The sequence below is a fragment of the Ureibacillus endophyticus genome, from assembly GCF_003628435.1.
Lineage (GTDB): Bacteria > Bacillota > Bacilli > Bacillales_A > Planococcaceae > Ureibacillus > Ureibacillus endophyticus.
The window spans coordinates 1-24,759 of sequence record NZ_RBZN01000045.1; the positions used below are offsets into that span (position 1 = coordinate 1).

At 36.7% G+C, this 24,759-nt stretch carries 25 protein-coding genes; 10 read left to right on the forward strand and 15 right to left on the reverse strand.

Going from position 1 to position 24,759, the window contains the following annotated elements:
* Nucleotides 1–237 precede the first annotated feature (237 nt).
* The 5 genes from D8M03_RS14115 to D8M03_RS14135 all read right to left on the reverse strand — a co-directional run bounded on the left by D8M03_RS14115 (nucleotide 238) and on the right by D8M03_RS14135 (nucleotide 6,053).
* Nucleotides 238–1,905, reverse strand: coding sequence for an acyl-CoA dehydrogenase family protein (locus D8M03_RS14115; RefSeq protein WP_121215473.1), 1,668 nt, complete (start codon nucleotides 1,903–1,905; stop codon nucleotides 238–240).
* Entirely contained in the window at nucleotides 1,906–3,405 is a 1,500-nt protein-coding gene (locus tag D8M03_RS14120) for a class I adenylate-forming enzyme family protein (RefSeq protein WP_121215474.1), read from the reverse strand. It lies immediately after the preceding gene.
* Entirely contained in the window at nucleotides 3,398–3,787 is a 390-nt protein-coding gene (locus D8M03_RS14125; RefSeq protein WP_121215475.1) for a MerR family transcriptional regulator, read from the reverse strand. Before D8M03_RS14125 ends, D8M03_RS14120 begins: the two co-directional genes overlap by 8 nt.
* 158 nt (nucleotides 3,788–3,945) lie before the next feature.
* On the reverse strand, nucleotides 3,946–5,613 hold the full coding sequence (gene argS / locus D8M03_RS14130) for an arginine--tRNA ligase (RefSeq protein WP_121215476.1): 1,668 nt from the start codon (nucleotides 5,611–5,613) through the stop codon (nucleotides 3,946–3,948).
* Entirely contained in the window at nucleotides 5,613–6,053 is a 441-nt protein-coding gene (locus D8M03_RS14135; protein ID WP_121215477.1) for a YwiB family protein, read from the reverse strand. Before D8M03_RS14135 ends, argS begins: the two co-directional genes overlap by 1 nt.
* 117 nt (nucleotides 6,054–6,170) lie before the next feature.
* On the opposite strand from D8M03_RS14135, the gene D8M03_RS17600 reads away from it, so the two are divergent.
* Complete coding sequence (locus D8M03_RS17600; protein ID WP_147404827.1) at nucleotides 6,171–6,386, forward strand: hypothetical protein; 216 nt, start codon at nucleotides 6,171–6,173, stop codon at nucleotides 6,384–6,386.
* 24 nt (nucleotides 6,387–6,410) lie between these two features.
* Here the strand turns inward: D8M03_RS17600 and speB are convergent, their stop codons facing one another.
* Complete coding sequence (speB, locus tag D8M03_RS14140; protein ID WP_121215478.1) at nucleotides 6,411–7,283, reverse strand: agmatinase; 873 nt, start codon at nucleotides 7,281–7,283, stop codon at nucleotides 6,411–6,413.
* A gap of 355 nt (nucleotides 7,284–7,638) precedes the next feature.
* Here speB and D8M03_RS14145 point away from each other — a divergent pair, with 355 nt between their 5' ends.
* Nucleotides 7,639–9,696, forward strand: a complete 2,058-nt coding sequence (locus D8M03_RS14145; RefSeq protein WP_121215479.1) for a transglycosylase domain-containing protein — start codon at nucleotides 7,639–7,641, stop codon at nucleotides 9,694–9,696.
* A 754-nt stretch (nucleotides 9,697–10,450) separates the two neighbouring features.
* Here the strand turns inward: D8M03_RS14145 and D8M03_RS14155 are convergent.
* Nucleotides 10,451–10,969: a YwhD family protein gene (locus D8M03_RS14155; protein WP_121215481.1), complete on the reverse strand. Its 519-nt coding sequence runs from the start codon at nucleotides 10,967–10,969 to the stop codon at nucleotides 10,451–10,453.
* Between the two features lie 69 nt (nucleotides 10,970–11,038).
* Here D8M03_RS14155 and D8M03_RS14160 point away from each other — a divergent pair, with 69 nt between their 5' ends.
* The gene (locus tag D8M03_RS14160) at nucleotides 11,039–11,224 is read left to right on the forward strand and encodes a 2-hydroxymuconate tautomerase (protein WP_121215482.1); all 186 of its coding nucleotides are present in this window, start codon (nucleotides 11,039–11,041) and stop codon (nucleotides 11,222–11,224) included.
* 521 nt (nucleotides 11,225–11,745) lie between these two features.
* On the opposite strand, the gene D8M03_RS14170 is transcribed toward D8M03_RS14160, so the two are convergent.
* Together D8M03_RS14170 and D8M03_RS14175 are read right to left on the reverse strand one after the other, a co-directional pair.
* Entirely contained in the window at nucleotides 11,746–12,996 is a 1,251-nt protein-coding gene (locus tag D8M03_RS14170; RefSeq protein ID WP_121215484.1) for an HD domain-containing protein, read from the reverse strand.
* A gap of 192 nt (nucleotides 12,997–13,188) precedes the next feature.
* Complete coding sequence (locus tag D8M03_RS14175) at nucleotides 13,189–13,416, reverse strand: YuzB family protein (protein ID WP_097071633.1); 228 nt, start codon at nucleotides 13,414–13,416, stop codon at nucleotides 13,189–13,191.
* 319 nt (nucleotides 13,417–13,735) lie between these two features.
* Here D8M03_RS14175 and D8M03_RS14180 point away from each other — a divergent pair, with 319 nt between their 5' ends.
* Nucleotides 13,736–14,404 carry an RsfA family transcriptional regulator gene (locus tag D8M03_RS14180; RefSeq protein WP_121215485.1) on the forward strand — a complete coding sequence of 223 codons (669 nt, stop codon included), beginning with the start codon at nucleotides 13,736–13,738 and terminating at the stop codon, nucleotides 14,402–14,404.
* Between the two features lie 17 nt (nucleotides 14,405–14,421).
* Here D8M03_RS14180 and lipL read toward each other — a convergent pair whose 3' ends face one another.
* A complete protein-coding gene (lipL, locus tag D8M03_RS14185; protein WP_121215486.1) occupies nucleotides 14,422–15,240 on the reverse strand; it encodes an octanoyl-[GcvH]:protein N-octanoyltransferase in 819 nt (272 codons plus the stop codon).
* A gap of 215 nt (nucleotides 15,241–15,455) precedes the next feature.
* Between lipL and hemQ the strand changes: the two genes are divergently transcribed.
* Nucleotides 15,456–16,211: a hydrogen peroxide-dependent heme synthase gene (gene hemQ, locus D8M03_RS14190; protein ID WP_121215487.1), complete on the forward strand. Its 756-nt coding sequence runs from the start codon at nucleotides 15,456–15,458 to the stop codon at nucleotides 16,209–16,211.
* 102 nt (nucleotides 16,212–16,313) lie between these two features.
* Here the strand turns inward: hemQ and D8M03_RS14195 are convergent, their stop codons facing one another.
* The gene (locus D8M03_RS14195; RefSeq protein ID WP_121215488.1) at nucleotides 16,314–16,496 is read right to left on the reverse strand and encodes a hypothetical protein; all 183 of its coding nucleotides are present in this window, start codon (nucleotides 16,494–16,496) and stop codon (nucleotides 16,314–16,316) included.
* Nucleotides 16,497–16,895: 399 nt separating this feature from the next.
* Between D8M03_RS14195 and D8M03_RS14200 the strand changes: the two genes are divergently transcribed.
* Nucleotides 16,896–17,351 carry a spore coat protein GerQ gene (locus tag D8M03_RS14200; protein ID WP_245987614.1) on the forward strand — a complete coding sequence of 152 codons (456 nt, stop codon included), beginning with the start codon at nucleotides 16,896–16,898 and terminating at the stop codon, nucleotides 17,349–17,351.
* Nucleotides 17,352–17,533: 182 nt separating this feature from the next.
* On the opposite strand, the gene D8M03_RS14205 is transcribed toward D8M03_RS14200, so the two are convergent.
* From D8M03_RS14205 to D8M03_RS14225, 4 genes are all read right to left on the reverse strand, one after another.
* Nucleotides 17,534–18,712, reverse strand: coding sequence for an amidohydrolase (locus D8M03_RS14205; protein ID WP_121215489.1), 1,179 nt, complete (start codon nucleotides 18,710–18,712; stop codon nucleotides 17,534–17,536).
* 278 nt (nucleotides 18,713–18,990) lie between these two features.
* On the reverse strand, nucleotides 18,991–19,362 hold the full coding sequence (locus tag D8M03_RS14210; protein ID WP_121215490.1) for a DUF423 domain-containing protein: 372 nt from the start codon (nucleotides 19,360–19,362) through the stop codon (nucleotides 18,991–18,993).
* 38 nt (nucleotides 19,363–19,400) lie between these two features.
* Entirely contained in the window at nucleotides 19,401–19,712 is a 312-nt protein-coding gene (locus tag D8M03_RS14215) for a DUF5327 family protein (protein ID WP_121215491.1), read from the reverse strand.
* Nucleotides 19,713–19,973: 261 nt separating this feature from the next.
* On the reverse strand, nucleotides 19,974–20,648 hold the full coding sequence (locus tag D8M03_RS14225) for a uracil-DNA glycosylase (RefSeq protein WP_121215493.1): 675 nt from the start codon (nucleotides 20,646–20,648) through the stop codon (nucleotides 19,974–19,976).
* A gap of 182 nt (nucleotides 20,649–20,830) precedes the next feature.
* Here D8M03_RS14225 and thiD point away from each other — a divergent pair, with 182 nt between their 5' ends.
* The 4 genes from thiD to D8M03_RS14245 all read left to right on the forward strand — a co-directional run bounded on the left by thiD (nucleotide 20,831) and on the right by D8M03_RS14245 (nucleotide 24,484).
* Nucleotides 20,831–21,664: a bifunctional hydroxymethylpyrimidine kinase/phosphomethylpyrimidine kinase gene (thiD, locus tag D8M03_RS14230; protein WP_121215494.1), complete on the forward strand. Its 834-nt coding sequence runs from the start codon at nucleotides 20,831–20,833 to the stop codon at nucleotides 21,662–21,664.
* Nucleotides 21,665–21,799: 135 nt separating this feature from the next.
* Complete coding sequence (locus D8M03_RS14235; protein ID WP_121215495.1) at nucleotides 21,800–22,150, forward strand: YojF family protein; 351 nt, start codon at nucleotides 21,800–21,802, stop codon at nucleotides 22,148–22,150.
* Nucleotides 22,151–22,162: 12 nt separating this feature from the next.
* Complete coding sequence (gene bshB2, locus D8M03_RS14240; RefSeq protein WP_121215496.1) at nucleotides 22,163–22,840, forward strand: bacillithiol biosynthesis deacetylase BshB2; 678 nt, start codon at nucleotides 22,163–22,165, stop codon at nucleotides 22,838–22,840.
* A 294-nt stretch (nucleotides 22,841–23,134) separates the two neighbouring features.
* On the forward strand, nucleotides 23,135–24,484 hold the full coding sequence (locus D8M03_RS14245) for a YjiH family protein (RefSeq protein ID WP_121215497.1): 1,350 nt from the start codon (nucleotides 23,135–23,137) through the stop codon (nucleotides 24,482–24,484).
* Nucleotides 24,485–24,759 lie beyond the last annotated feature (275 nt).

Below are 24,759 nucleotides of genomic sequence, written 5' to 3' on the forward strand. Positions count from 1 at the left end.
GCGACGAGGATGGTGTCAACCACCGCAGGAGCATTTCTCTTTCTGCGACGAGGATGGTGTCAACCACCGCAGGAGCATTTCTCTTTCTGCGACGAGGATGGTGTCAACCACCGCAGGAGCATTTCTCTTTCTGCGACGAGGATGGTGTCAACCACCGCAGGAGCAATAATTGATAAAGTTTAATTATCAAAAAGGGCATCCTAAAAGTTTTTTTCTTTTAGGACACCCCAAATATTCTTAAAATATCTCATTAAAATATTCCACAGTTTTCATCTGTTCGCCTATTTTGCGTAATGCCCATGTATCCTCTATATAGATTTCAGCTAGCTTCTCATATTTTCCACCGTATTGATCTGCCCACTCTACCGCGACTACACTTTCATAAACTAAAGCCATTTTTCGAGCAACCTCTTTTGCTTCATAGGTTTGCATGTCTTCATTTAATGTAACAAAGACATTTAGTTGTTCTTGAAGCTTATTTACCTTATCAACAACAATATCTTTTAGTTGAGTGTTCGATACTTTTTGAAGACGATTAGACATTTCTTCAATAAATAACTTGTGAGCATCGTGTTTATTAACTAATCTGATGACTTCTAGCGCCAAAATATTTGCTGTTCCTTCCCATACTGTTAACACTTGTGCATCCCTAAGTAAGCGCGGTGTGACGAAATCTTCTATATAGCCATTACCTCCATGAAGTTCTATCGCTTCACTAGCAAACTTTACTGCTTGTTCTGCTGTTTCCTTCTTCACAATCGCAATCTTTAATCGGTTTAAAATTGTTTCCTTTTCTGTACCCTTACCACTAGAAACAACATCATAAAGTTGAATTAAATCAAAAGTAGTCGCTACCTCTACGTGTACTTTTGCTGCAAACTTGGATAATGAATCTTGAATCATCGGATAGTTGGTCAAAACATTACCGAATGCAGAACGGTTCGAAACATATTGCTTCGCTTCTAAAAAGGCACGTCTCATAATGCCTACTGAAGCAACAGCATTACATATTCTCGATAAATTCAACGCTTCTAACATGTAGTATATCCCTTTGTTTAGGTCACCTACGACATAAGCTAGTGCGCCATCGAATTCCACTTCCCCTGAAGGCACTGCCCGAACTCCAAGTTTGTCCTTTAAACGGCGAATACGCAAACCATTTACAGACCCGTCCTCCTTTTTCCAAGGTACTGCAAAAAGAGTTAACCCTTTCGAGCCCGGTGTTGCACCTTCAATACGAGCCAACACCATTGCGACTCCACACATTCCCGCATTTGAAGCAAAATATTTTTCACCGTACAATCGATAATTCTCACCATCAAAACGAGCTTCTACAACATTTGCCCCAACATCTGACCCACCTTGACGTTCCGTTAAAAAAGTCGCCCCTTCGAATAACTCTACTTCTCCTGTTGAACAGACATGGGGTAAAAACCGTGCTTTTAATGCGTCATCTGCATATTGGTCCAATAAATAGGTGGTTGCCATCGTTAACGTGACTGGACAATAAAAACCAGGTTCCGCTTGAGATAGTAGATATCCTTGTGCAAAACTATAAACATAGTTCCCCTTTTTTCCTAGTTGGGGAATCTCTTTATGAACGTACCCAACAATTCCAGTGTTATAGGTTTGTTGAATCGTCTTTTTATACCCTTCATTCACCCAAATCTCTGAAACTTCTTCCCCATACTTATTGTATCGTTTTAAACGAGGTTCTCCTTCACGGTCCGTGTGTTTAGCTCGCTCATCAATTTCACCAGCAACAAGTGCACCAAAATCTTGTAATTCACGCTGAGCATAATCTAAAAATTCTGAGTCGAGAATCTGTTCAAGTATTTTATGCAATGTGTCGTCATTTTCGAAAAAGTTCATTTCCCTTTTCGGAATTGATTGTAATACCTTCATTTAATTCACCACCTGCGTTTTCAATTGATGTTTTAATATCTTGCCAGATGCATTTCGAGGTAGTGCATCCACTTGTTCGAAGAGTCTAGGAATTTTATATTTAGCTAAGTGCTCAGTTAGATAATCTTTTAACTCTTGTTCATCAATTTGTGTTTTAGCTGCGTAAATAGCTTTCACCGTTTCTCCCCATTCTTCATGAGGTACACCGACAACTGCTACTTCAAAGATGCCTCCAAATTGTAGAATACGATCTTCTATTTCTTTTGGATAAATATTTACTCCACCTGAAATAATTACATCCTTTTTACGATCGACAATCCATATATAGCCGTCCTCATCAAACCGCGCTAAATCCCCCGTCTTTACCCACCCCTCAATAAAGGCTGCTTTGGTAGCTTCATCTTCTTTATAATAACCAACCATATTTCCTTCACCGTATAAAACAATTTCGCCAATTTCACCTATAGCAACGTCTTCACCTAGTTCATTAACAATACGTAATTCTGTTCCAAACGGTGCTCGTTTACCAACACTGCCCGCCTTTTCTTTATGTTCATGAGCAAATAAAAGTGAACCACTTGGGCCAGCTTCTGTTAAACCATAAACGCAAGTTAATTCTGCATTAAAGGCTTTTTCAATTTGACGAATTTCACTTTCGGATAAAGGCGCTCCACCATAAACCCACCATTTCATTGAGGAAAGATCTGCTGATTGTAGTCGTGGATGTGAGGCTGTTAGTAAATACGCTACTGGTGCTCCAAAGAAATGTGTTGTTCTTTCATTTTCCACTGAATCTATTAATAAATCTGGGGTAAACGTAGGAGTAAGTACACTTGTTGCCCCAACTAGCATACTAGACATTAAGAATAAGTGAAGTGGTGCAGAATGCGTCAATGGCATCATTAAAAGAATTCTGCTTTCTGGCTTCACTTCCATTTCTATCGCAATCATTTTGGCTACTGCTAAAATATTACGGTAACTAAATAGTACGCCTTTAGGTTTTCCTGTCGTTCCAGAAGTGTAAAGAATTGTGGATAAATCATCTTCATTTAATTGACAATCAATTTGTGTATTGTTAGCGTTTTCAATTAACGTTGTATAGCTTTCCCAACCCTCTACCGCTTGACCTGTTTTAATTTTCATTTCGATATTTGAGATACTTTCTACCGCTGCAAAAATCGCTTCATGGGCAAGTATTGCTTTCGCTTCTGCATGCTCTGCTACATACTCCACTTCAGATAGAGTAAACTTCGCATTTACTGGAACCACAATAGCACCAATTCGTTGTACTGCAAAATAACTAACGACAAATTCCAAAACATTCGGCATAAAGAGAATTACTTTATCTTGTTGCTTAATCCCTTTTGAAAGTAAGGCATGACTTAAACGAGTAACTTGTTCATCTAATGTTTTATAAGTGACTCTTCGGCCATGACAGATAACCGCCTCTTGATTTGGATATTTACGGGCATTTCTTGCTAACAAATTTGAACTATTCATCAAGCATCTCTCCCTTTAATTTCGTTAATTTTTCACTAAATAACGTATGCAGTTGTTGAATTTCACTTTTGATTTGCGTCAGCTCAGCAATTTTCTCATCAATTTCTAACATTTTTTGCTCGCCATACTCTACGGTACGTTCTAATTGCTGGATGCCGGTACGGTCAAGGTCAAAAAGTAACACCATCTCCTTTATTTCTTCCAATGAGAAGCCGTATTTTTTGCCACGAAGAATGAGTTTAAGTTTTGCGGTTTCCTTTTTTGAAAAGGTTCGTTGATTTGAAATGGAACGACCTGGCTTGAGTAAACCAATCTCTTCATAGTATCTGAGAGTTCTTGTTGAAACTTTAAACTCACTAGCAACCTCCTGAATCGATTTCATCCCATCACCTCTGCACTCAGTATAGCATTGACGTTAACGTAAACTTCAAGAATATTTTTAAAATTTATAGAATTTTATCTACGTAGGGTAGAAATTTTAGAATTAAACCAAAAGAAAAACCAGTCCCTGTTTTAGAGACTGGTTAAAAATTTTATATATTACATTTTTTCCGGAGCTGCTACTCCGATTAGACGTAATGCGTTTGCTAATGTTATGCGAACTGTATTGATTAATGCTAAACGTGCTTCTGTTAGTTCTTTGTTTTCTGGGTTTAAAACTTTTTCCGCATTGTAGAAGCTGTGGAAAGCAGCTGCTAACTCTTGGATATAGTTTGCAATACGGTGAGGTGTACGATGTTTTGCTGCTTCTGCCACAACTTGTGGGAAAGAGCCAACCTTTTTCAGTACATCTTCTGATTTTTCATCCGTTAATAAGTCTAAGTTTTCTAATGATGCCGCAAAGCCTTGCTCTTCTGCTGAACGAAGGATTGAGCAAATACGAGCATGTGCATATTGTGCATAGTATACTGGGTTTTCATTTGATTGAGATACGGCTAAATCTAAGTCAAAGTCCATATGTGAATCGCAAGCAGTTTTTACAAAGTAGTAACGTACTGCATCTAAACCTACTTCTTCAACAAGTTCACGCATCGTTACCGCATTACCTGTACGTTTACTCATTTTATATTTCTCGCCGTTTTTATAAAGTTGAACCATTTGAATTACTTCAACTTCTAATTTATCACGGTCATAACCAAGTGCTTGAATTGCAGCTTTCATACGTGGAATATATCCGTGATGGTCTGCTCCCCAAATGTTAATTAATTTCTCGAAGCCACGTACAATTTTATCTTCGTGGTATGCGATATCTGGAGTTAAATAAGTGTATGAACCGTCAGATTTAACTAAAACGCGATCTTTATCATCACCGAATGTTGTAGAACGGAACCAGATTGCTCCCTCTTCTTCAAACACATGGCCATTTTCTTTTAATTTATTTAGTGCAACATCAATTTTTCCGTTTTGATATAAAGAAGTTTCTGAATACCAAACATCAAATTTTACACGGAAGTTTTCTAAGTCATTTTTTAATTTCTCTAACTCTAATTTTAAACCGTGTTCACGGAAGAAGTTGAAACGCTCTTCATCAGATTTATCTAAAATTGAGTTACCAAATTGCTCTACTAATTTTCCAGCAATACCAATAATATCTTGTCCATGGTAACCGTCTTCTGGCATTTCCGCATCTAAGCCTAACGCTTGTTTGTAGCGTGCTTCTAATGAATACGCAAGATTATTGATTTGGTTCCCTGCATCGTTAATGTAATATTCGCGGGAAACATCATAACCAGCAAAGTCAAGAACGTTACATAAAGAGTCACCGAATGCTGCACCACGAGCATGTCCTAAGTGAAGGTCACCAGTTGGATTTGCAGAAACAAACTCAACTTGTACTTTCTCGCCATTTCCTGAATTTGTACGACCGTAGTTTTCACCTTGTTCATTTACAGCTTTAATAACGTCTGCAAGGAAGTCTTTACGTACTGTAATATTAATAAAACCTGGTCCCGCAATTTCTACTTTTTCAATTTCAGTTCCTTCTGTTACAAGGTTTTCTAAAATACTTTCAGCAATTGCACGAGGTGGTTTTTTTGCTAATTTTGTTAATTGCATCGCTAAGTTTGTTGCAAAGTCACCGTTTGCTTTATCTTTTGGTGTTTCTAGGTGAATGTTAAGTTGAGTTCCCTCTTCAACTAAACCTGATTTTTCAACTGCTGATGCAAGGGCAGCTTTAATTGATTGTTGCACTTGTTCTACTGCGTTCATTATTGTCCCTCCGAATATTGAATTTCCAACGTATATTTCCCAACAGGCTGACCGCTAATAATGAGATCATACTGAACTTTAAACTTGCCACTAATTACATTTAATTCACTGTTTTCTTCATGTATTAATGAATGGGTATTTGTATTGATTGGCAAAGTACCCATTTGAGTTTCGTAATGCCCATTTTCTATATGGTCACGGCTAAATGGAAGCCGCATGTTTACCGCACCATTTCGTAAAATCAGTGCTTGTTCACTACCTAACTTAACTGTTGTTTTAACTGTCTGGTCTTCATGCACTTCTGTATAGCGCAAATAAGCCTTACCCGACTTTTCAATGAAAGAACCATTTAACCACATTTCATAGTTTTCAGTTTCTCCATCAATTGGTCGAATGGTAGATGTTAATTTAATTTTCACGTTTTTTTCAAACGTATTCATATTGTAGTCACTCCAGCCTACCTTTACTATAACTATAACCTTTATATTATATATTAAAGACATTTTAAAGTTCAACAATCGACTGAAATAATAAAAAATCCAAAAGCACGTCTGCCTTTGGATTTATTGAATAAATGGTATAACTTCACCCAACCTAGAATCATTTCTCTTAAAAGTTTAGAAGCAGTATTTGCACCTGTCGCTACGCTTTCGGTGCAGAATAATTCGTTTCTAACTACTAATAAGTTTTATTTAACCCATCCTAAAATCATCTCTCGAAGAAGTTTAGAAGCAGTATTTGCACCTGTCGCTAACGCTTTCGGTGCAGAATAATTCGTTTATAACTACTAATAAGTTTTATTTAACCCATCCTAAAATCATCTCTCGAAGAAGTTTAGAAGCAGTATTTGCAGTCATTTCGCTTGGGTCGTAGATTGGAGCTACTTCTACTAAGTCGAAACCAACTACATTTACATCACTGCCAGCAATTGCATGGATAGAAGCTAATAATTCTTTTGATGTAATACCACCGCAATCTACTGTTCCTGTACCTGGTGCATGAGCTGGGTCAAGTACATCGATATCGATTGTCACGTAAACATTACGTCCTGCTAATGTTGGTAAAATTTCTTTTAAAGGTTCTAATACCTCAAATTTTGAAATATGCATACCGTTTTCGCGAGCCCATTCAAACTCTTCCTTCATACCAGAGCGAATTCCAAATGAATACACATTTTTCGGACCGATATGTTCCGCAATTTTACGAATTGGTGTTGAGTGAGAAAGTGGTTCCCCTTCATACTCAGTGCGTAAATCAGTATGTGCGTCAAAATGAATAATTGCTAAATCGTTATATTTTTCATAAACAGCTTTCATTACTGGCCATGAAACTAAATGTTCCCCACCCATACCAACAGGAATTTTCCCATCGTCTAATACACGTTTTACAAACTTCTCAATTTCATCTAAAGATTTTTGTGCATTACCAAATGGTAGTGGAATGTCACCTGCATCAAAAAACTTCACATCATCTAATTCACGATCTAAGTATGGGCTATATTCTTCTAGACCAATTGAAACCTCACGAATTCGAGCTGGGCCGAAACGTGAACCTGGACGATAACTTACTGTCCAATCCATTGGCATCCCATAAAGAACTGCTTTCGATTCTTCGTAGTTTGGATGACTTTTAATAAAAACGTTTCCAGAATAAGTTTCATCAAATCTCATTATTTTCACCTACTAAATTTATTTTCTATATTGTGACATTACCATAACTTTAACGAATCTTCTTACAAAATCCGCTATTTTTCATCATAAAGTTTTAAATTTTGCCTTATTGCGAGGCGTTTACTGCTTTCATCAAAAGCTATTAGAGCATTTACGGGATGAGAAATAGCTGAAAATTTCGTATAAATCTTAGTCCGAAACTTCTTTCGACATTTTTCGTATAGTTTATACATACAGGAAAAAAGTATAGATGTTTTTAGACAAAGTGCAACAGTTTTTTTATGTATAAAACCGATTAAATGAGTAAAGTTAAGTCTATACTTCTACTACTATGAAAAAACGAGGTGAAATACGGATGAAAAGACAAAGCTATCACAAAAAAAAGAAACGGCTTAAATGGATGAAATATAGTGCATTTTCGGTTGTTGCTTTTATTTGTGCAGTAGCCGTGTCGCTAGGTGCATTGCGGTTGTACGCTCAAATAGCTGGTGCCCCACCCCTAACAGCAACAAAAGCATCCGTGTTTTTAGATAGTAATGGGAATAAAATTGGTGATTTCTTTACAGCCGAGCGTAGATATTGGGTAGAGCTTGATGAAGTTTCACCCTATCTACTAGATGCCACAGTTGCAGTTGAAGATAAAGATTTTTATAAACATAACGGCTTTGACTTTTCAAGAATCGCTAGTGCCTTATTAACTGATTTAAAGACACAAAGTAAAGCAGAAGGTGCAAGTACGATTACAATGCAACTTGCTCGGAACCTTTATTTAACTTTAGATAAAACATGGACAAGAAAAATTCGCGAAGCTTTTTATGCTTATAGACTAGAAGTTTTCTATGATAAAAATGAAATTTTAGAAGCTTATTTAAATACCGTTAACTATGGTCACGGGATGTATGGAGTGGAAGCAGCAAGTCGCTACTACTTCGGAAAATCAGCTAGTGATTTAACATTAGCCGAATCTTCCCTACTTGCTGGAATTCCAAAAGGACCAAGCATCTACTCTCCTATTAATGACTACGAAAAAGCAATAAACCGTCAAAAAGTCATATTAAGATTAATGGAAGATCAAAATTACATTTCAGATGAGGAAAAAAATCGTGCGAACTCAGAAGAAATTGTGTTGAAAAATGAACAATGGGCAGCTACTAAATCAGTAGCACCTTACTTCTTAGATGCAGCATGGCAAGAAGCTGAAAAAATACTTGCAGAAGAAAACCGAAATATCCGTGAAGGCGGATGGATTATCAAAACAACATTAAACCAAGCTCATCAAAAAGCAGCAGAGGAAGCAGTTAATGACAATATGCCTGATAGTGAATTACAAGTTGGCTTTGTTAGCATGGATGTTAAGAATGGGCATGTGACAGCATTAGTTGGCGGACGAGATTATGAAAAAAGTTCATTTAACCGAGTAACACAGGCTGTTCGTCAACCAGGATCATCTATTAAGCCAATTCTTTATGCAGCTGCATTAGAAAATGGGTTCTCCCCATTAACATATTTAGATGTAGGAGAAACAATCTTCACCTATGATAATGGCAGAGCAACTTACAAGCCTCAAAATGTAAATGGCAAATATGCAGACGGTGAGATGTCACTAGCTCAAGCTTTGGCGATTTCAGATAATATTTATGCGGTAAAAACTCTTGAGAAAATAGGATATGAGCATTACCGTGATATGTTAAAGAGATTTGATCTTAACTATACAGATGCAGATAACCCATCCATTGCTCTTGGTACGATTGAGACCTCACTGTATGATTTAACGAACGCATACAATATGATTGCCGCTAATGGACAAAAAAGAAAAGCAACAACGATTCTATCCATTAAAGATGCATCTGGTAAAACAGTATACGAATACAAAAAACCTAAATCAGAACAAGTTATTTCTGAAAAGGATGCATTCTTATTAACTGATATGATGACTGGAATTTTCGACCCAGTATTTAGCGATTATTCACCTGCTACCGGTGTATCCCTTCGCCCTCGTATGACTCATACGTATGCGGCAAAATCAGGAACAACAGTAAGTGATCAATGGTTAATTGGTTACACACCAAGTATCACAGCTGGTGTATGGAATGGATACGACCAAGGGAAAACTTTATCAGTTCAAGAAGATATGGCCGCATCAAAACAAGTTTGGATAGACTTTATGGAGTCAATCAATAAAGGAACACCAAACGAAAACTTCACACCTCCTAAAGGGGTCGAAGGTGTTGTAATCGATATCGAAACAGGAAAACTTGCAACAGATTCCTGTCCAAAACAACGTCTTATGTATTTAAAAACAGAAGATATTCCAAAAGAAAAATGCTCTTCCTTCGAATTCTTCGATGAAGACTCTTGGAACGACTTCCTAGATCTATTCCCATTTGAGGCATTTAAAAGTATGTTTAATTAGAAAAGCGGAGAACGCTCGTTCAGCTCCGACAACAACTAGAGGAATCGACAAAAGGGTGCTTTTTGCCCTTGAAGGCGATTCTGAAGTTGTCGAGGAGCTAGCGTTCGCAGCTGGACAATTAGAAATGCGGAGAACGCTCGTTCAGCTTCGACAACAACTGGAGGAATCGACAAAAGGGCGCTTTTTGTCCTTGAAGGCGATTCTGAAGTTGTCGAGGAGCTAGCGTTCGCAGCTAGACAAATAGAAAAGCGGAGAACGCTCGTTCAGCTCTTGACGGCACTGGAGACTTCCGACAAGCGTGTTTACACGCGTAGAAGGAAGTTGAAGTGTCCGAAAGAGCTAGCGTTCGCAGCTGGACAATTCGAAAAGCGGAGGCGGCTCGTTTAGGCTCGACACGCGCTGGCCTCTTACAAAAGAAAAACATTATTAATAAAAAAGCTTTCTCTTTTTACGGAAATTTCCGTAAAAAGAGAAAGCTTTTTTATGGCAAGCAAAAGCATGAGAATCATGGGGCATTCGGCTTGGGATTTTACAAATGCCGCATAAGTCTCAAGCTTAGGTTTGCCAAGTGTCCTAGCTCACTATTGTCAGCTACATTTAGTGTACTTTTTTTCAATGTTAGTTTCAACATCGGATTAAATACTACAAAAAAATGTCATACTTTGTTCAATTTTACTATTTTATTTTACTAAAAAACTATTGACTGACATGTACTTGTAAATTTTCTAGTATAAAATACTGAGAATTGTAATCCTTATTCCACCGCTAAATCTTTTCTTAATTGTTCATTACTATTATTCCACATCTCAATATTATGAGACTTCAGAAATTCTGCTAATACTTTTTTAGAAGTATCATCCATATGTTCTACGATGATTTTTCGCTTCATTGATTTATCCATTTTATTCACATGATCAGCTAATATTTTGTAGCCTCGTCTCTTTTCGCGATTAACAACCATTTCACATGCTGTTACTCCTGCAAAGTAAGGACCGTCTTCTTTAAAATCTATTGTAACCCAAACTAGCCAGTATGGTTTACCACCTTCAGAATCCGCGCGATCTGTTGTAAATTTTATACCACGTTCAACTTCACTTTTCGCATGCATTGCCCCAATATCAATAAATGCATTTTTTTCTAGAATATCAATTATTACTGGTGAAACATTCTCCAACGATAAGGAACCTATTCCAAACCCCTTATGGCCATCTGTTGGATCATTTTTAATTATAGTAAAGCCCAATTTTTGCTTCTTAGTTTCTTCATTAGCCATTGTAAATCCCTCCGTATATGCCTATTATAATGAATATACACTACAATTATCCACCAAGGAGGATACATTATGCCAATCGTAACAATAAAATTATTAGAAGGTCGTACAGACGAACAAAAGAAAGCTTTAGTTGAAAAAGTAACAGCAGCAGTTGTTGAAACAGTAAATGCTAAACCTGAAGCAGTATCGATTATTATCGAAGAAATGTCAAAAAATCATTACGCAACAGGCGGCGTACGCGTTATTGATAAATAAGAAATGCGGAGAACGCTCGTTCAGCTCCGACAACAACTGGAAGAATCGGCAAAAAGGGGCTTTTTACCCTTGAAGGCGATTCTTCCAGTTGTCGAAGAGCTATTGTTCGCAGCTAGACAATCCGAAAAGCGGAAGCGGCTCGTTCAGGCTCGACACGCACTGGAAACTGCAACAAGAAGGCGCTTTTTGCCTTCGCAGGAGCAGTTGAAGTAGCGCGAGAGCCTAGCCGCTGCAGCTAGACAATTCGAAAAGCGAAAGCGGCTCGTTCGGGCTCGACACGCACTGGAAACTGCGACAAGAAGGCGCTTTTTGCCTTCGCAGGAGCAGTTGAAGTGGCACGAGAGCCTAGCCGCTGCAGCTAGACAATTCGAAAAGCGAAAGCATATTCACTCAGCCGTGAAAAAATCAGCCGACAATTTCGTCACATCGCGTGGCATTGTCGGCTTTTTTACTTCCACAAATGTGCGTACATTTGGAGTGCTCTGTGAAGCAGACAATGTAAATTTAAAACACGCCTTAACCTAAATAAACATAATCTCCTTAGGATAATACACTTTATAATCAACTTTAATATTATTCGCCATTGCAGATACGATGTGAGATTGTTCAGAAAGCTCTCTTATCTCACCACTTGGCATTTCTAAATAAATCGGTTTCTTTGTTGATTTTGACCCTGGACGGTAAAAATCATATGGTAAATCAGAAGTTGAGTCTGGTTTTATATAATACTCTGGATCTAACCCCATCGATCTCACCTGCTCCACTAACCAAGCAAATCGCTCAGGTTCTTCCTCAGGATTCAAATCGACATGAGCAAATAAATCTCGATTGACAAATCTCCTACATAAATCTTTTAAAATCGAATCCTCTTCTTCCATCCAAAACTGGAAGTAAGCCATTAATACATTTTCATCAAGGGCTAAATAATCTTTTAACGTGACTTTATTTTCAAAGAAAGATATAAAAGGAGTCGGTTCAAACTTAAATTGATACCCCTCTTCATATAATTTCTTTGCCCTTTTTAATACATGATTTAAAACAGCCTCTGCACTTCTAGACACGGGGTGGAAATATATTTGAAGATACATTTGATAGCGGGACATAATGTAATCTTCAATGGCATGCATTCCACTTGCTTTGAAAACAATTTGCCCTTGCCTTGGACGGATAACTCTTAAAATTCTCTCCATGTCAAAGTGTCCATAACTAACACCTGTATAATAAGCATCTCGTTGTAGATAATCCATCCGATCCGCATCAATTTGACTCGAAATCAAGCTTACCGCTAAAGTATTTGTATAGTTTTTCTCAATCACTAAAGCGACCCTTTCAGCAAAATCCGGAGAAACTTTACGTAAAACTTCATTCACTTCTGTATGACCTAATAAAATTTCCCTTGTATACATTTCATGATCCAAGTCGAATACATTTTCAAAGGCATGAGAAAATGGACCATGACCTAAATCATGAAGTAAAGCCGCGCACAGAACTACTAGTCGTTCATTATCATCCCACTCGGCACGTCCTCTAAAAACATCATCCACAATACGACGTACTATTTCATAAACACCAAGGGAATGATTAAACCGACTATGTTCTGCTCCATGGAACACTAAATAAGAAGTACCAAGCTGTTTAATACGGCGTAATCTTTGAAATTCCTTCGTGCTAATTAAATCCCAAATTACTTGATCGCGTACATGGATATAACGGTGCACAGGATCCTTAAATACTTTTTCTTCTATTAATTTAGCATTTGCGTAACTACTCACTGTCCACACCTCACTCCCATATCACTTATACTCTATTATAAGTGGGTTTAGACATAATTACATCAAATTCTCATAAAGAACTCGAATTGCACTCGTTCCACATAAAAAATAGAGACTCTCCATAATTGGATAGTCCCTACTCCTTAGATTTAAAATTCATATTTTTTGTTCTGCTGTGGTCGAATATAAATGTTATTTATCTTTTAATTTTGCTTTTACTTTTTCCATTAACTCTTCTTCAGTTAATGCATTAACAGGTCTACCATTTACAAATGTAAATGTCTTTTTACGTCCTGGACCACAATATGAATGACAGCCAATTTCAATCGTTGCATCTGGATCTAATTGTTTCAATTTCGGAATTAACGTTTTTAAATTAACGGCCTGACACTCATCGCAAACTTTAAATTCGTTTGCCATTTTGTCAACAACCCTTTCTATTTAATTATTTTTCATGACAAGACAATCTATTTTAAATATATCATTCCCATTTAACACAATTGATATTTTATCTTACTAAATCCTATCCCATCAAGTCAAAACCTAACATTTCCGTCAAAGGTCTGAACATTAACGTTAAAAATAAAACTTCTATATTCAAGACTATTACTCCATTTAAATGTACCTTCCTATAAAAATCCTTTTTTCTGCAAAAATATATGAATAAAATTGGTACATCTTGGACATTCTAGGTTTTGAGATAAGAAAAAAACTATTTTATAAACAGGAGGTAATTACAATGGTTAAAGTTAGACAAGATGCTTGGTTAAAAGAAAATGATGAACTATTAGCAGAAGCTGTTTTACGTCATGTGAAAGAAGGTAGTACACAGTTAAATGCTTTTGAGGAAGCTGGTGATGCCTTAAATCGTACAGCTGCAGCATGTGGTTTCAGATGGAATGCGGTTGTTCGCCGTTTTTATGAAAAAGAACTAGCAGAAGCTAAAAAAGAGAGAAAAGAAAGAATGAGATTATTAGGGATGAATGGTAGACGTCGCTCTCAACCTGTTTATCTACTACCAGGTGCTAATAATCAAAGTAATGAAGAGGCAAAATCTATTCCGTTATCAGCTCTTAATCTAGATATTGTCATTGCGTATCTATTACGTTTACAACATCAAGGTGGCAATGATGCAGAAGCAACAAAATGGCGCCATATCGCAAATACTGCGACTGAAAAGGTAAAAGAATTAGAGGCTCAATTAAAACGACTAGAACAAGAGAATAAAGAAATTCGAGAAGATTACGAGCAATTCGTACAAATTATGAATCGGGCTCGTAGATTAGTAACACTAGAAGAAGATGAGCAACGTGTTGCACCAGTATTTAAAATGGAGAAAAATGGTAACTTAGTAGCGAACTATACAACTGGCGCTATCGAAAAAGAAAACGTGGATGTGCATCATTAAGCACATTCACGTTTTTCCTATTTTGAAAGCATTTTTTTATTTCGTTCTAACACTCGTTGTAAATAAAACATATAAAGTTCTAATTCTTCATCATTTAAAGTATTTGCTTCTATGTTTTTAAAAAGATTTTGCAAGCGGAACACAGTATCTTGAACAGTTATCGACTTGTTTAATAGTTCACTCAAACTTGCCATTACTGACGGGTTAACTTGTGGATAAGTAAACTTAGTCTCAACATCTTTTAAACTCATGTTATAAAAATCTCTAATTAATTCTGCACGTGTTACTCCACTGCCTTCAATACATAAATAGATTTGAACAGCAATTCCCTGTCTTAAACGACGTTGAGATATTCCTGCAAACTTCTTTCCATCAATGCTTAAATCATATGAACCTGGACAATAGGATCCTATAATTTCATAAGCTTCAATTTTATCGGCTACCTCTGGGAAAAGATTCTTTATTAAATCAACCATCACATCATAACCTTCATTAATCGAGATAGATGCAGGTTCCTCTGAAAGAATAATCGATATATTTAATACACCACTGTCTAATACTACAGCTAGTCCACCAGAATTACGTACGATGGATTGGTAGCCATTTGTATGTAAAAGTTCAATGCCTTCTTGTATATAAGGTAAACGATGGTCTTGTATACCTAATACGACGGTATCATCATGAACCCACGTTCTAATTGTAGCAGGCGAACGTAATTGCCCCACGATTTCACAAAGTGTATCATCTATCGCAAAGGATTCAAGGGGTGTACGATTTCTCATTATGTTCGATTGATCGATAAAACGCCATGTTGGTTGTTGCAATAAAGGATGCATAGTAATTACTCCTTAAAGAAAACGATTTAACTTAAGAATACATGAAAATCATGTTTAATCAAATTATCACATTGCTTATTTTAATAGTAAAAGTTGTACACACTATAATGTCAAATTGGTGAATTTCGACATATTCCAGCATTCAAAGAAGGAATTATTTAGATTTTATGCTAAGATAATTGTGAATTATTATCAATTAAAGGAGTGTTACTATAATGAATGAAGCAGCAATGACCCTAGATGGTTGGTACTGTTTACACGATTTCCGCGCAATTGACTGGACTTCATGGAAGTTAGTATCTCAGGAGGAACGATCAAAAGCAATCGATGAATTCGTACAATATTTAGAGAAATTAAATGAAACTCATGTAGCGAAAACTGGCTCTCATGCTTTTTACTCAATTATCGGGCAAAAAGCTGATTTTATGTTAATGATTCTTCGCGAAACACCAGAAGAACTACAAGAATTAGAAGCGGAATTTAATAAATTAGCGATTGCAGATTTTACAATTCCAACTTATTCTTATGTTTCTGTCGTTGAGTTATCAAACTACTTAGCTGGTGAGTCAAACGAAGATCCATACCAAAACCCACATGTTCGTGCCCGTCTATACCCAGAGCTTCCTCGTACAAATTATGTTTGCTTCTATCCAATGGACAAACGCCGCGAAGGAAATGACAACTGGTATATGTTAAGCATGGACGAGCGTCGTGCATTAATGCGTTCTCACGGTTTAATTGGTCGTAGCTATGCAGGAAAAGTAAAACAAATTATTACTGGTTCAGTTGGCTTAGATGACCACGAATGGGGCGTTACATTATTCTCTGATGATATGCTACAATTCAAAAAAATCGTTTACGAAATGCGCTTTGATGAAGTATCAGCTCGCTATGGCGAATTTGGAGAGTTCTTAGTAGGAAACGTACTTGATAACGAAAAATTATTAAAGTTCCTTTCTGTAAATAAATAATGACTTCTTCTTGACATGAGTTCATATGGAATGAACTCATGTCTTTTTTTTGCATTCATAAAAAAACTGCTTCCCCAATAAATCTGGAAGCAGTTAAATATTCTACGTACCGTTTTTCTCTTTTTCATCTTTTGTTTTTAATATGAGGATGATGGTATTAATAAAAAAGCCAATAAACACAATTAAGACAAACAAATACCAATGCACCGGTTGCTCGTAAAATCCTGCCACCACAAAAGAAATAATCGCGCTGATGACAATTCCAATCCAAATGCCTATTTGCATCGTACCAACCCCTCAGGTAGATTTCTTCACCGATTCCCCTTACATGTTTTTTATCCCCTGTGAACTTAAAACTTACTTAGTAATAATTTCCTCATATATATAGTGTATTAAAAATACTAATTTTTTATACAAATTGTAACAACAAGTATTGTGTTACATACATTAGTGGCATGGGTGATTTTTTGATAAATAATTATTCTTAAATGATGACAAGCGCATATACATGTTTATGAGGAGGTTTGTGTCATATTCAGTAGCAAGCCATTAATATTATCTGGCCTGCTTTCATGCTAGAAAGATCTCTCTCGCACAACATGTTTTTGGATTGTCCTGATGTGTAAACTTATCATCCACTTTATTGATGCTTAAGTAAAATTTATATTGAAAGGATGTTTATACTTGTATTATTACTGGGGTCAACAAAATCAACAGCAATATCCTATGGGACAATATCCTATGGGGCAAACTCAAAGCGGGCAACCGCAAACTAGACCTTTCCCAATGACACAAACTACTACTCCTATGGGCGGGCAAACACCTAGTGGAATTCCAGCTCAAGGTCCATCTGCCGCTACATTACGTGAGGAATCGTACATCGAAAATATTCTACGATTAAATCGTGGAAAACCTGCGACATTCTTCTTTACTGTACCTTCTGCAAATGTGCAACAAGATACAGCCAATGGCAATACAATAAGAGTTCGCGGTGTCGTTGTTGAAGCAGGTCGTGACCATGCAATTATTCGTGAACTTGATACAAATCATAATTATCTATTCCCAATGATTTATTTTGACTTCGCTGAGTTCGATGAAGAGTTAAATTATATAAATTATCGTCCTCCATTTGGGACTTAAAAAAGTTGCCAGCATGCTTCACTTAAGTATGCTGGCATTTTTTATAAAAAAACCCACCTAAACTTTTTTTAGTTTAAGTGGGCAAAATATTAAACTTTTATTCACTTTGTAATTCTTGCGCTATTTTACTACATTCTAAAGCTACAGTATTACTTGTTAATCTCTTCGCTTGTTATTTGAGGTTACTTACTATGTTTTAAGTATTTCAATGTTGCCATACCCATCGTTTTTGCAGCAATTAACATTGCTCTTTCATCAAAATCAAAGCGTGCATGATGGTGTGGATATGCTGTTTCCCATGAAGGATTTTTTGCTCCTGTGATAAAAAATGTACCCGGTACTTTTTCTAAATAATAAGCAAAATCTTCCCCAATCATAAATGGTGCACACTCTTTTACACTCGTTACTTCTGGTACTGAGCATGCGATATCGGCAATAAATTGAGTTTCTTTTTTATGATTCACTACTGGTGGATAACCTCTAGAAAATTTATACTCAAATCTTGCATGTGCCCCTTCACATAACGTTTTTAAAAGTAGTTCAATCTCTTTCTCCAGTAATGTACGAACACTTTCTTCAAACGTTCGGACCGTTCCTTTTATTACGACTTTCTCGGCAATCACATTAAACGGATTAATTGCTTCGAAATGACCTACTGACACAACAGCAGATTTAAGGGGATCAACTCTTCTTGAAACAAGGGTTTGTAATTGTGTAATAAACTGTGAGCCAATAACAATTGAATCAACGGAATTATGTGGCTCAGCACCATGGCCACCTTTACCATGTATCGTTATTTCAAACATGTCAGCCGCAGCCATTATCGGACCATTGCGCACTAAAATATCGCCCAATGGTGTAGGTGCCCATAAATGAGTACCAAAAATAACATCCACTCCGTCTAAACAACCATCCTCAATCATTGGCTTAGCTCCACCGGGCGTAATTTCTTCTGCAAATTGATGAATAAAAACAACATTTCCCGTTAAATCAGATCGCATTTCGTTAAGTACTTTCGCAAGGACAAGTAGTGTTGCTGTATGACCATCATGACCACAAGCATGCATCACACCATCGACCTTTGATTTATATGGAACCTCGTTTAATTCTTGTATCGCAAGTGCATCAAAATCCGCGCGTAATGCTACCGTTCTACCGGGTTTCGCACCTTTTAATGTTGCAACAACTCCTCGGCCCCCTACTCCTTCACGCGCTTCAAGACCTAACTTTCTGTGGTAATCTGCAATAAACTTAGGCGTCAATACTTCTTCAAAAGATAGCTCAGGATTTTCATGTAAATGTCTGCGAATAGAAACCATTTCTTCGTAATTTTTATTTAATGCCGAAAATAAATCATTCATACAATGACCCCCTCTTCGTTTCGACAATTCTCTAATTTTACTTTACCATGACTTTCACAGTAGTATATAGAGAGAATATGAGTATTATTTGAAAATTTAAAAAAGGGCTGTGCTGAAAAATAAAATTTTCTGCACAGCCTTTGCCTATACTTATTAAACTATTGCTTCTGCGGTGATCACATTAAGATGTCATCATCCTCGTTTGCAATTTATCTGTGACGAAAGCGAAGCGACAGTCACAAATGGAGGCGCTCAAAGTGAATAATTAGACGCCTAATTTATTTCAGTTTCATGATAGAAATAATAATTAATAACCAACCGCTAATAAATAATACTCCCCCGATTGGTGTGATTGCACCAAGAACACTGATACCTGAAATCGCTAAAATAAATAAGCTTCCAGAGAAGAATAATATTCCTAAATTCATACAAATTGCGGCGATTTTAAGTTGCTTAATTGGTCCAAGTAGTTTGATTAAAACCCCAATAATCAATAAAGCCGTTGCATGGAACATTTGGTACTGTACAGCTGTATCCCAAATGCCTGCACTGTAGTCATCTAGTACTTCTTTTAATGCATGGGCGCCAAAAGCACCTAATGCCACAGCTAATAAACCGTGAATGGCACCTGATATGATTGAACCTCTCATAAATAAACTTACCTCTTTCTATATGTACGTCTTAAATATTAAAAATCGAAAATCGAATCGCCATTTGCGTCCTCTTCTTTTAGCTTAGAGGCATTCAACGAAGAAACACTATTAATGATGTTTTGTGTCTGACTAGATGAAGAATTTGATTGATTCTGTTGATTCTGTTGACTCTGCGCACTGGAACTTTTTGTTTGTGTTTTTGAATTTTGATTGCTTGCTAGTCCAACATTACACAGAGCACGAATAGCACTTAATTGTTCACGAATTTGTTGTTCATCCTCTGTATTTTTCACATTAGCCAAAAGTAACTCGATTTCATTTAAAAGTGCTTTGTAAGAAATCATCATCTACGTTCCTCCTGTGTTTGTTTCGGTGAAAATTGCATACAATCCATCCCTGAAAACTTTTTGACGACTATGGAAGGAAGCTGTTTCGATTTAAACTGATAGGCAACGCATCCTCTTGGGTTATTTTGGTCCCAAGTCACACGAAAATGCGCACATTTAAAGCAACTCACTGTCACGTTTTGCTACCTCTCTTTCTATAACAATGTAACACGATTCAAGTGAAGTTAAAAGTTAAGTGTTTCTGGTATTAAGTCTGGGTTTCTATAAACTCCAATCAATTGGCTGTTGCCCCCATTCCACTAATTTTGCGTTAATTTTGGAAAATGGTTTACTTCCAAAAAAGCCTCGATATGCACTTAATGGACTTGGATGAGGGGCTTCCAAAATATAATGATGAGTACCAACTCGTTCAATAATCTTTTTCTTTGATTGTGCAGGTTTACCCCACAACACAAAAATCATAGGCTGCGATCTTTCGGCAAGTTTCTTGATAACCGCATCGGTAAACTTTTCCCACCCCATACCTTTATGGGAATTTGCTTCACCTTGTCTTACTGTTAATACTGTATTTAATAAAAACACACCTTGGTTTGCCCAGTTTAGTAAATTCCCTTCTTTTGGTATTGGACAGCCCATATCGTTTTGAAGTTCTTGAAATATATTTTTTAAACTTGGAGGAAGAGGAGCACCACTATTAACTGAAAAACACAGTCCATGGGCTTGCTCTGGACCATGGTATGGATCCTGCCCTAGCAGAACCACTTTCACCTTAGAGTAAGGTGTCGTCGTAAAGGCGTTCATGACATTCTCTCTTGGTGGATAAACTGTTGTTATGTTATATTCTTCATCAACAAATTTTTGCAATTTAATGAAATAATCTTTTTCAAATTCTTCTGCAAGGATATCTTGCCAGTCATTATCAAATACTGTATCCAAATCGTTTTCACCTCACTTTCACCGTACTTCATTGTGCAATTCGTTTCAATAGAAGATTTTATGTATTTTAAGCAACACACACACATCTGACCACACATCATTTTATAATTCTGACCATTTTAGTACAGTCAGATATAACTTATACTGAATATACTTTAGTTCACTTAAGGGAGTCGATATAAATGTCATTGAAAAAAACATTAACGATTGCAGGATCTGACGCATCAGGAGGAGCTGGCTTAGAAGCAGATTTAAAAGCTTTTGAGGAGCACAATACTTATGGCATGGCTGCCGTGACTGTGATTGCTACGATGGATCCGGATAATAATTGGGCTCACGGAGTTCATACTTTACCAATCGATGTATTAAAGGCTCAATTAAAAACTGCATTTTCAACTGGTATTGATGCCTTAAAAACTGGTATGTTATCAACAGAAGAAGTCATTCAAACAACAGGTGAAGCAATTAAAGCATCGGGCGTTCAAAATGTTGTAATTGACCCTGTAATGGTTTGTAAAGGTGAAGATGAAGTACTAAATCCCGGTACTGTAGATGCAATGATTACTTATCTTCTACCAAACGCTCTTGTAACAACTCCAAATCTATTTGAAGCTGGTCAATTAGCAGGCACTGGCACACCAAAAACAATTGAAGAACTAAAAGTCGCAGCAGAAAAAATCGTGGCTCTTGGTGCTAAAAATGTTGTGATTAAAGGTGGCCGCGCACTTCAAACGGATAAAGCAGTAGATTTATTTTACGATGGAAGTGACTTCTATTTACTAGAAACAGAGAAAGTTGATACACCTTATAATCACGGTGCTGGATGTACTTTTGCAGCAAGTATTACAGCTAACTTAGCAAACGGACTATCAGTAAAAGAGGCTATCTTTGAAGCGAAAGAATTCGTGGCAGCTGGGATTAAACACGGCTGGAAACTGAATGAATTCGTCGGTCCTGTATACCACGGCGCAAAACCTCGCCTTGGCGCACCAGAAGTGACAATAAATAAAATTTAACTATAAAACGTACCCGGTACACAAACAATTCACAATATTCAGAATCATTTGTGTACCGGGTATTTTTCTTTTTCTTTTCATAAAGTTACATTATTTACTATAATATTAGTAAATAGATGTGAAAGGAGAATTAAGATGAAGGAAGTACAAACGAATGAGCTCCAAAAGTTGCTTAATTCTTTTGCGAACAAAGACGTCTATATTCATCTAGAAACTACGAATGGAGCATATGCAACTCATTTTGATGAGAAGGTGTTTAATGCAGGAGCTTTTATTCGAAATGCAAAAATTCGCTATGAACTAGCAAAGATTATTGAAGATTCGCCACATCGTGTTGGTTTAAAGATGGAACATGGCTGGGTCTACGCACAAGGAATTACCCACTACGAATTGGATGAACAAGGTCGATTACTTATGGCTGGGTTAGACTATACAGGAAAACTTGCTGTTGCACTTGAAATAAGTGAAACACCATTTTCTTATTAAGGAGTGAAACACATGAGTTTACAACCACAACGTCAAATTTTAGTTGTCTTCCCTCACCCAGACGATGAAGCTTTTTCATCAGCCGGTACAATTCGTCTATACAGAAATGCGGGAGTCCCAGTTACATACGCTTGTTTAACTTTAGGGGAAATGGGACGAAACCTTGGAAACCCTCCATTTGCAACGCGAGAATCATTACCTGAAATTCGCCGTAAAGAATTAAAAGATGCGTGTGAAGTGATGGGTATTGAGGATTTACGTATGATGGGCTTACGTGATAAAACAGTAGAATTTGAAGACGATGAGAAAATGGTGAAACTGGTAACAGATTTAATCGATGAATTAAATCCTTCCCTAATTTTTACGTTCTACCCGGGTTATGCTGTTCACCCTGATCACGAAGCAACGGCACGTGCAGTAATGGAAGCAGTTCGCCGTATGAAACCTGAAAATCGTCCTACTGTTTATGCTTGTGCATTTGCTAATAACACTGTTGCCGAAATTGGAGAGCCGAATGTTGTCATTGATGTTAGCAGTGTAAAACAAGAAAAGGTAAAAGCACTTCAAGCCCATGCCTCTCAGACAGCTTGGATGATTGAAGAAAGCACAAAACGAGTTGAAGAAGGCCGACCAATGAGTGACAGTTGGCTTCACTACGAAAAGTTTTATCAATATCATTTTGAAGACTAATTAGGATTAATATTTATTCATTAAATTAGGGAGACTATATTACTGTAGTCTCCCTATTTTTCGAGTAACTATTACCAACCTATACATAACAATGTATAAATATTCGATATAGACACTCAATGTTATATTAAGAAAGTATACAATTTTCCCGCTATGAATTCTTATTATTCATTTTGTATACAGCCCAAATAGTCAGAATAATTTTACTTTCCCAAAACATATTTACAATTGTATATAGAGGCCTTATAGTGTATAAATATTCAAATTTAAAAATAACAGAGAGGTAAAAACATCATGAAGAAATTCACATCTTATACATGGCTCCTTTTTATCGTTCTTTCATTAGTAGGTATATTTTTATTTATCACACCAATTAATACAGCTGACGGGATTAAGGTACCTATTGCCATTTTAGCAAATACACTTTCTGCACAAGTAGCACCGATTATCCATTGGTTTGCATTTATCGTGTTTATCATTGCTGCTGTGGGAGCAGTAATCATGAAATTTGTACCCGAGAAAAAAGACCGTACACTTTGGGATTCATTATTCCGTGTAAATTGGTTTTGGACAAGTATGCGTATTTTAGCTGTTATTTTCGCAGCTATGTATTTATTCCAAGTAGGTCCAGAAAGCTTCACTAGTGACAACACTGCAGGACTTTTAATTACACCAGATGGCGGACTGGTTACAATGATGTTCTCATTATTCCTTTTCGCTGGATTATTACTTCCATTACTAACTGATTTCGGACTACTAGAGTTTTTCGGTTCAATGATGGTAAAAATCATGCGTCCCCTATTCAAAATTCCAGGTCGCTCTGCTATTGACTGCTTAGCATCATTTGTTGGAGATGGAACAATCGGGGTTTTATTAACTGCTAGACAATACGAAGAAGGAAATTACACCGCTCGTGAAGCTGCAACGATTGCCACAACATTCTCAGTAGTATCAATTACATTCTGTTTCGTTGTACTTGAAACGGTTAACTTAAATAATTACTTCTTTTCATTCTATGGTACGGTTATTCTAGTAAGTCTTATTCTTGCCTTCATTATGCCGCGTATTTTTCCATTACGAGGTAAACCAGATACAAATTTTGATGGCTCTATCCCTGATGGAAAACGTGAGGATGTTCCTGAAGGCTATAATACTGTTTCCTATGGTTTACACAGCGCATTAACTAAAGCAGAAAGCAATAAAAGTTTAGGTAAAGTTATCGGTTCTGGATTTAAAAACGTTTTAGAAATGTGGTTTGCCATTACACCTGTTATTATGGCATTCGGTACAATCGCATTAGTTCTTGCTGAGTATACTAGTTTCTTCAAAATTTTAGGTATGCCGTTTGAGCCAATTTTAGCAGTATTACAAATTCCTTTCGCTGATGAAGCTGCTCAAACGATGATCGTTGGTTTCGCTGACATGTTATTACCTTCTATTTTAGGATCTGGCATTGAATCAGAATTAACTCGATTCTTTATCGCAACTGTTTCTGTAACACAATTAATCTATATGTCAGAAGTCGGTGGATTAATTTTAGGAACGAAATTACCGTTAAAGATTTGGGATTTATTCATTATCTTCTTAATTCGTACAATCATTTCAATTCCGATTGTTGCTTTAATTGCACATATTATTTTCTAAAGGAGGTGTCCAAAAAGTACTAATTTTTTGGACACCTCTTTTCTTTCTTGATAAAAATATCTTATGAATTATTGCTCCTGCGGTAGTCGAAATAAATTTCCACTATCCTCGTCGCAAAGGAGTTGTCTCAAAATGACTTTTCAGACAACTCCTTTTCTTACGATTAGTCAAGTATATTTAAGTTATTTCTTTTATTTTAATGAATTAGTTTTAGAAGGGAGGGGTACCCCTCCCTTCTAAAACTAATTTTTTCATGCCGAAAAAACCTAACGATT

Bases quoted from the DNA above. Each gene is read 5' to 3' on its own strand.
- D8M03_RS14205 (WP_121215489.1), bottom strand. From the start codon at position 18,712: ATGAATGATTTATTTTCGGCATTAAATAAAAATTACGAAGAAATGGTT.
- D8M03_RS14180 (WP_121215485.1), top strand. From the start codon at position 13,736: ATGGTTAAAGTTAGACAAGATGCTTGGTTAAAAGAAAATGATGAACTA.
- D8M03_RS14160 (WP_121215482.1), top strand. From the start codon at position 11,039: ATGCCAATCGTAACAATAAAATTATTAGAAGGTCGTACAGACGAACAA.
- thiD (WP_121215494.1), top strand. From the start codon at position 20,831: ATGTCATTGAAAAAAACATTAACGATTGCAGGATCTGACGCATCAGGA.
- bshB2 (WP_121215496.1), top strand. From the start codon at position 22,163: ATGAGTTTACAACCACAACGTCAAATTTTAGTTGTCTTCCCTCACCCA.
- D8M03_RS14155 (WP_121215481.1), bottom strand. From the start codon at position 10,969: ATGGCTAATGAAGAAACTAAGAAGCAAAAATTGGGCTTTACTATAATT.
- speB (WP_121215478.1), bottom strand. From the start codon at position 7,283: ATGAGATTTGATGAAACTTATTCTGGAAACGTTTTTATTAAAAGTCAT.
- D8M03_RS14145 (WP_121215479.1), top strand. From the start codon at position 7,639: ATGAAAAGACAAAGCTATCACAAAAAAAAGAAACGGCTTAAATGGATG.
- D8M03_RS14115 (WP_121215473.1), bottom strand. From the start codon at position 1,905: ATGAAGGTATTACAATCAATTCCGAAAAGGGAAATGAACTTTTTCGAA.
- D8M03_RS14195 (WP_121215488.1), bottom strand. From the start codon at position 16,496: ATGCAAATAGGCATTTGGATTGGAATTGTCATCAGCGCGATTATTTCT.
- hemQ (WP_121215487.1), top strand. From the start codon at position 15,456: ATGAATGAAGCAGCAATGACCCTAGATGGTTGGTACTGTTTACACGAT.
- D8M03_RS14120 (WP_121215474.1), bottom strand. From the start codon at position 3,405: ATGAATAGTTCAAATTTGTTAGCAAGAAATGCCCGTAAATATCCAAAT.
- D8M03_RS14245 (WP_121215497.1), top strand. From the start codon at position 23,135: ATGAAGAAATTCACATCTTATACATGGCTCCTTTTTATCGTTCTTTCA.
- D8M03_RS14175 (WP_097071633.1), bottom strand. From the start codon at position 13,416: ATGGCAAACGAATTTAAAGTTTGCGATGAGTGTCAGGCCGTTAATTTA.
- D8M03_RS14210 (WP_121215490.1), bottom strand. From the start codon at position 19,362: ATGAGAGGTTCAATCATATCAGGTGCCATTCACGGTTTATTAGCTGTG.
- D8M03_RS14125 (WP_121215475.1), bottom strand. From the start codon at position 3,787: ATGAAATCGATTCAGGAGGTTGCTAGTGAGTTTAAAGTTTCAACAAGA.
- lipL (WP_121215486.1), bottom strand. From the start codon at position 15,240: ATGCATCCTTTATTGCAACAACCAACATGGCGTTTTATCGATCAATCG.
- D8M03_RS14235 (WP_121215495.1), top strand. From the start codon at position 21,800: ATGAAGGAAGTACAAACGAATGAGCTCCAAAAGTTGCTTAATTCTTTT.
- D8M03_RS14215 (WP_121215491.1), bottom strand. From the start codon at position 19,712: ATGATGATTTCTTACAAAGCACTTTTAAATGAAATCGAGTTACTTTTG.
- argS (WP_121215476.1), bottom strand. From the start codon at position 5,613: ATGAACGCAGTAGAACAAGTGCAACAATCAATTAAAGCTGCCCTTGCA.
- D8M03_RS14135 (WP_121215477.1), bottom strand. From the start codon at position 6,053: ATGAATACGTTTGAAAAAAACGTGAAAATTAAATTAACATCTACCATT.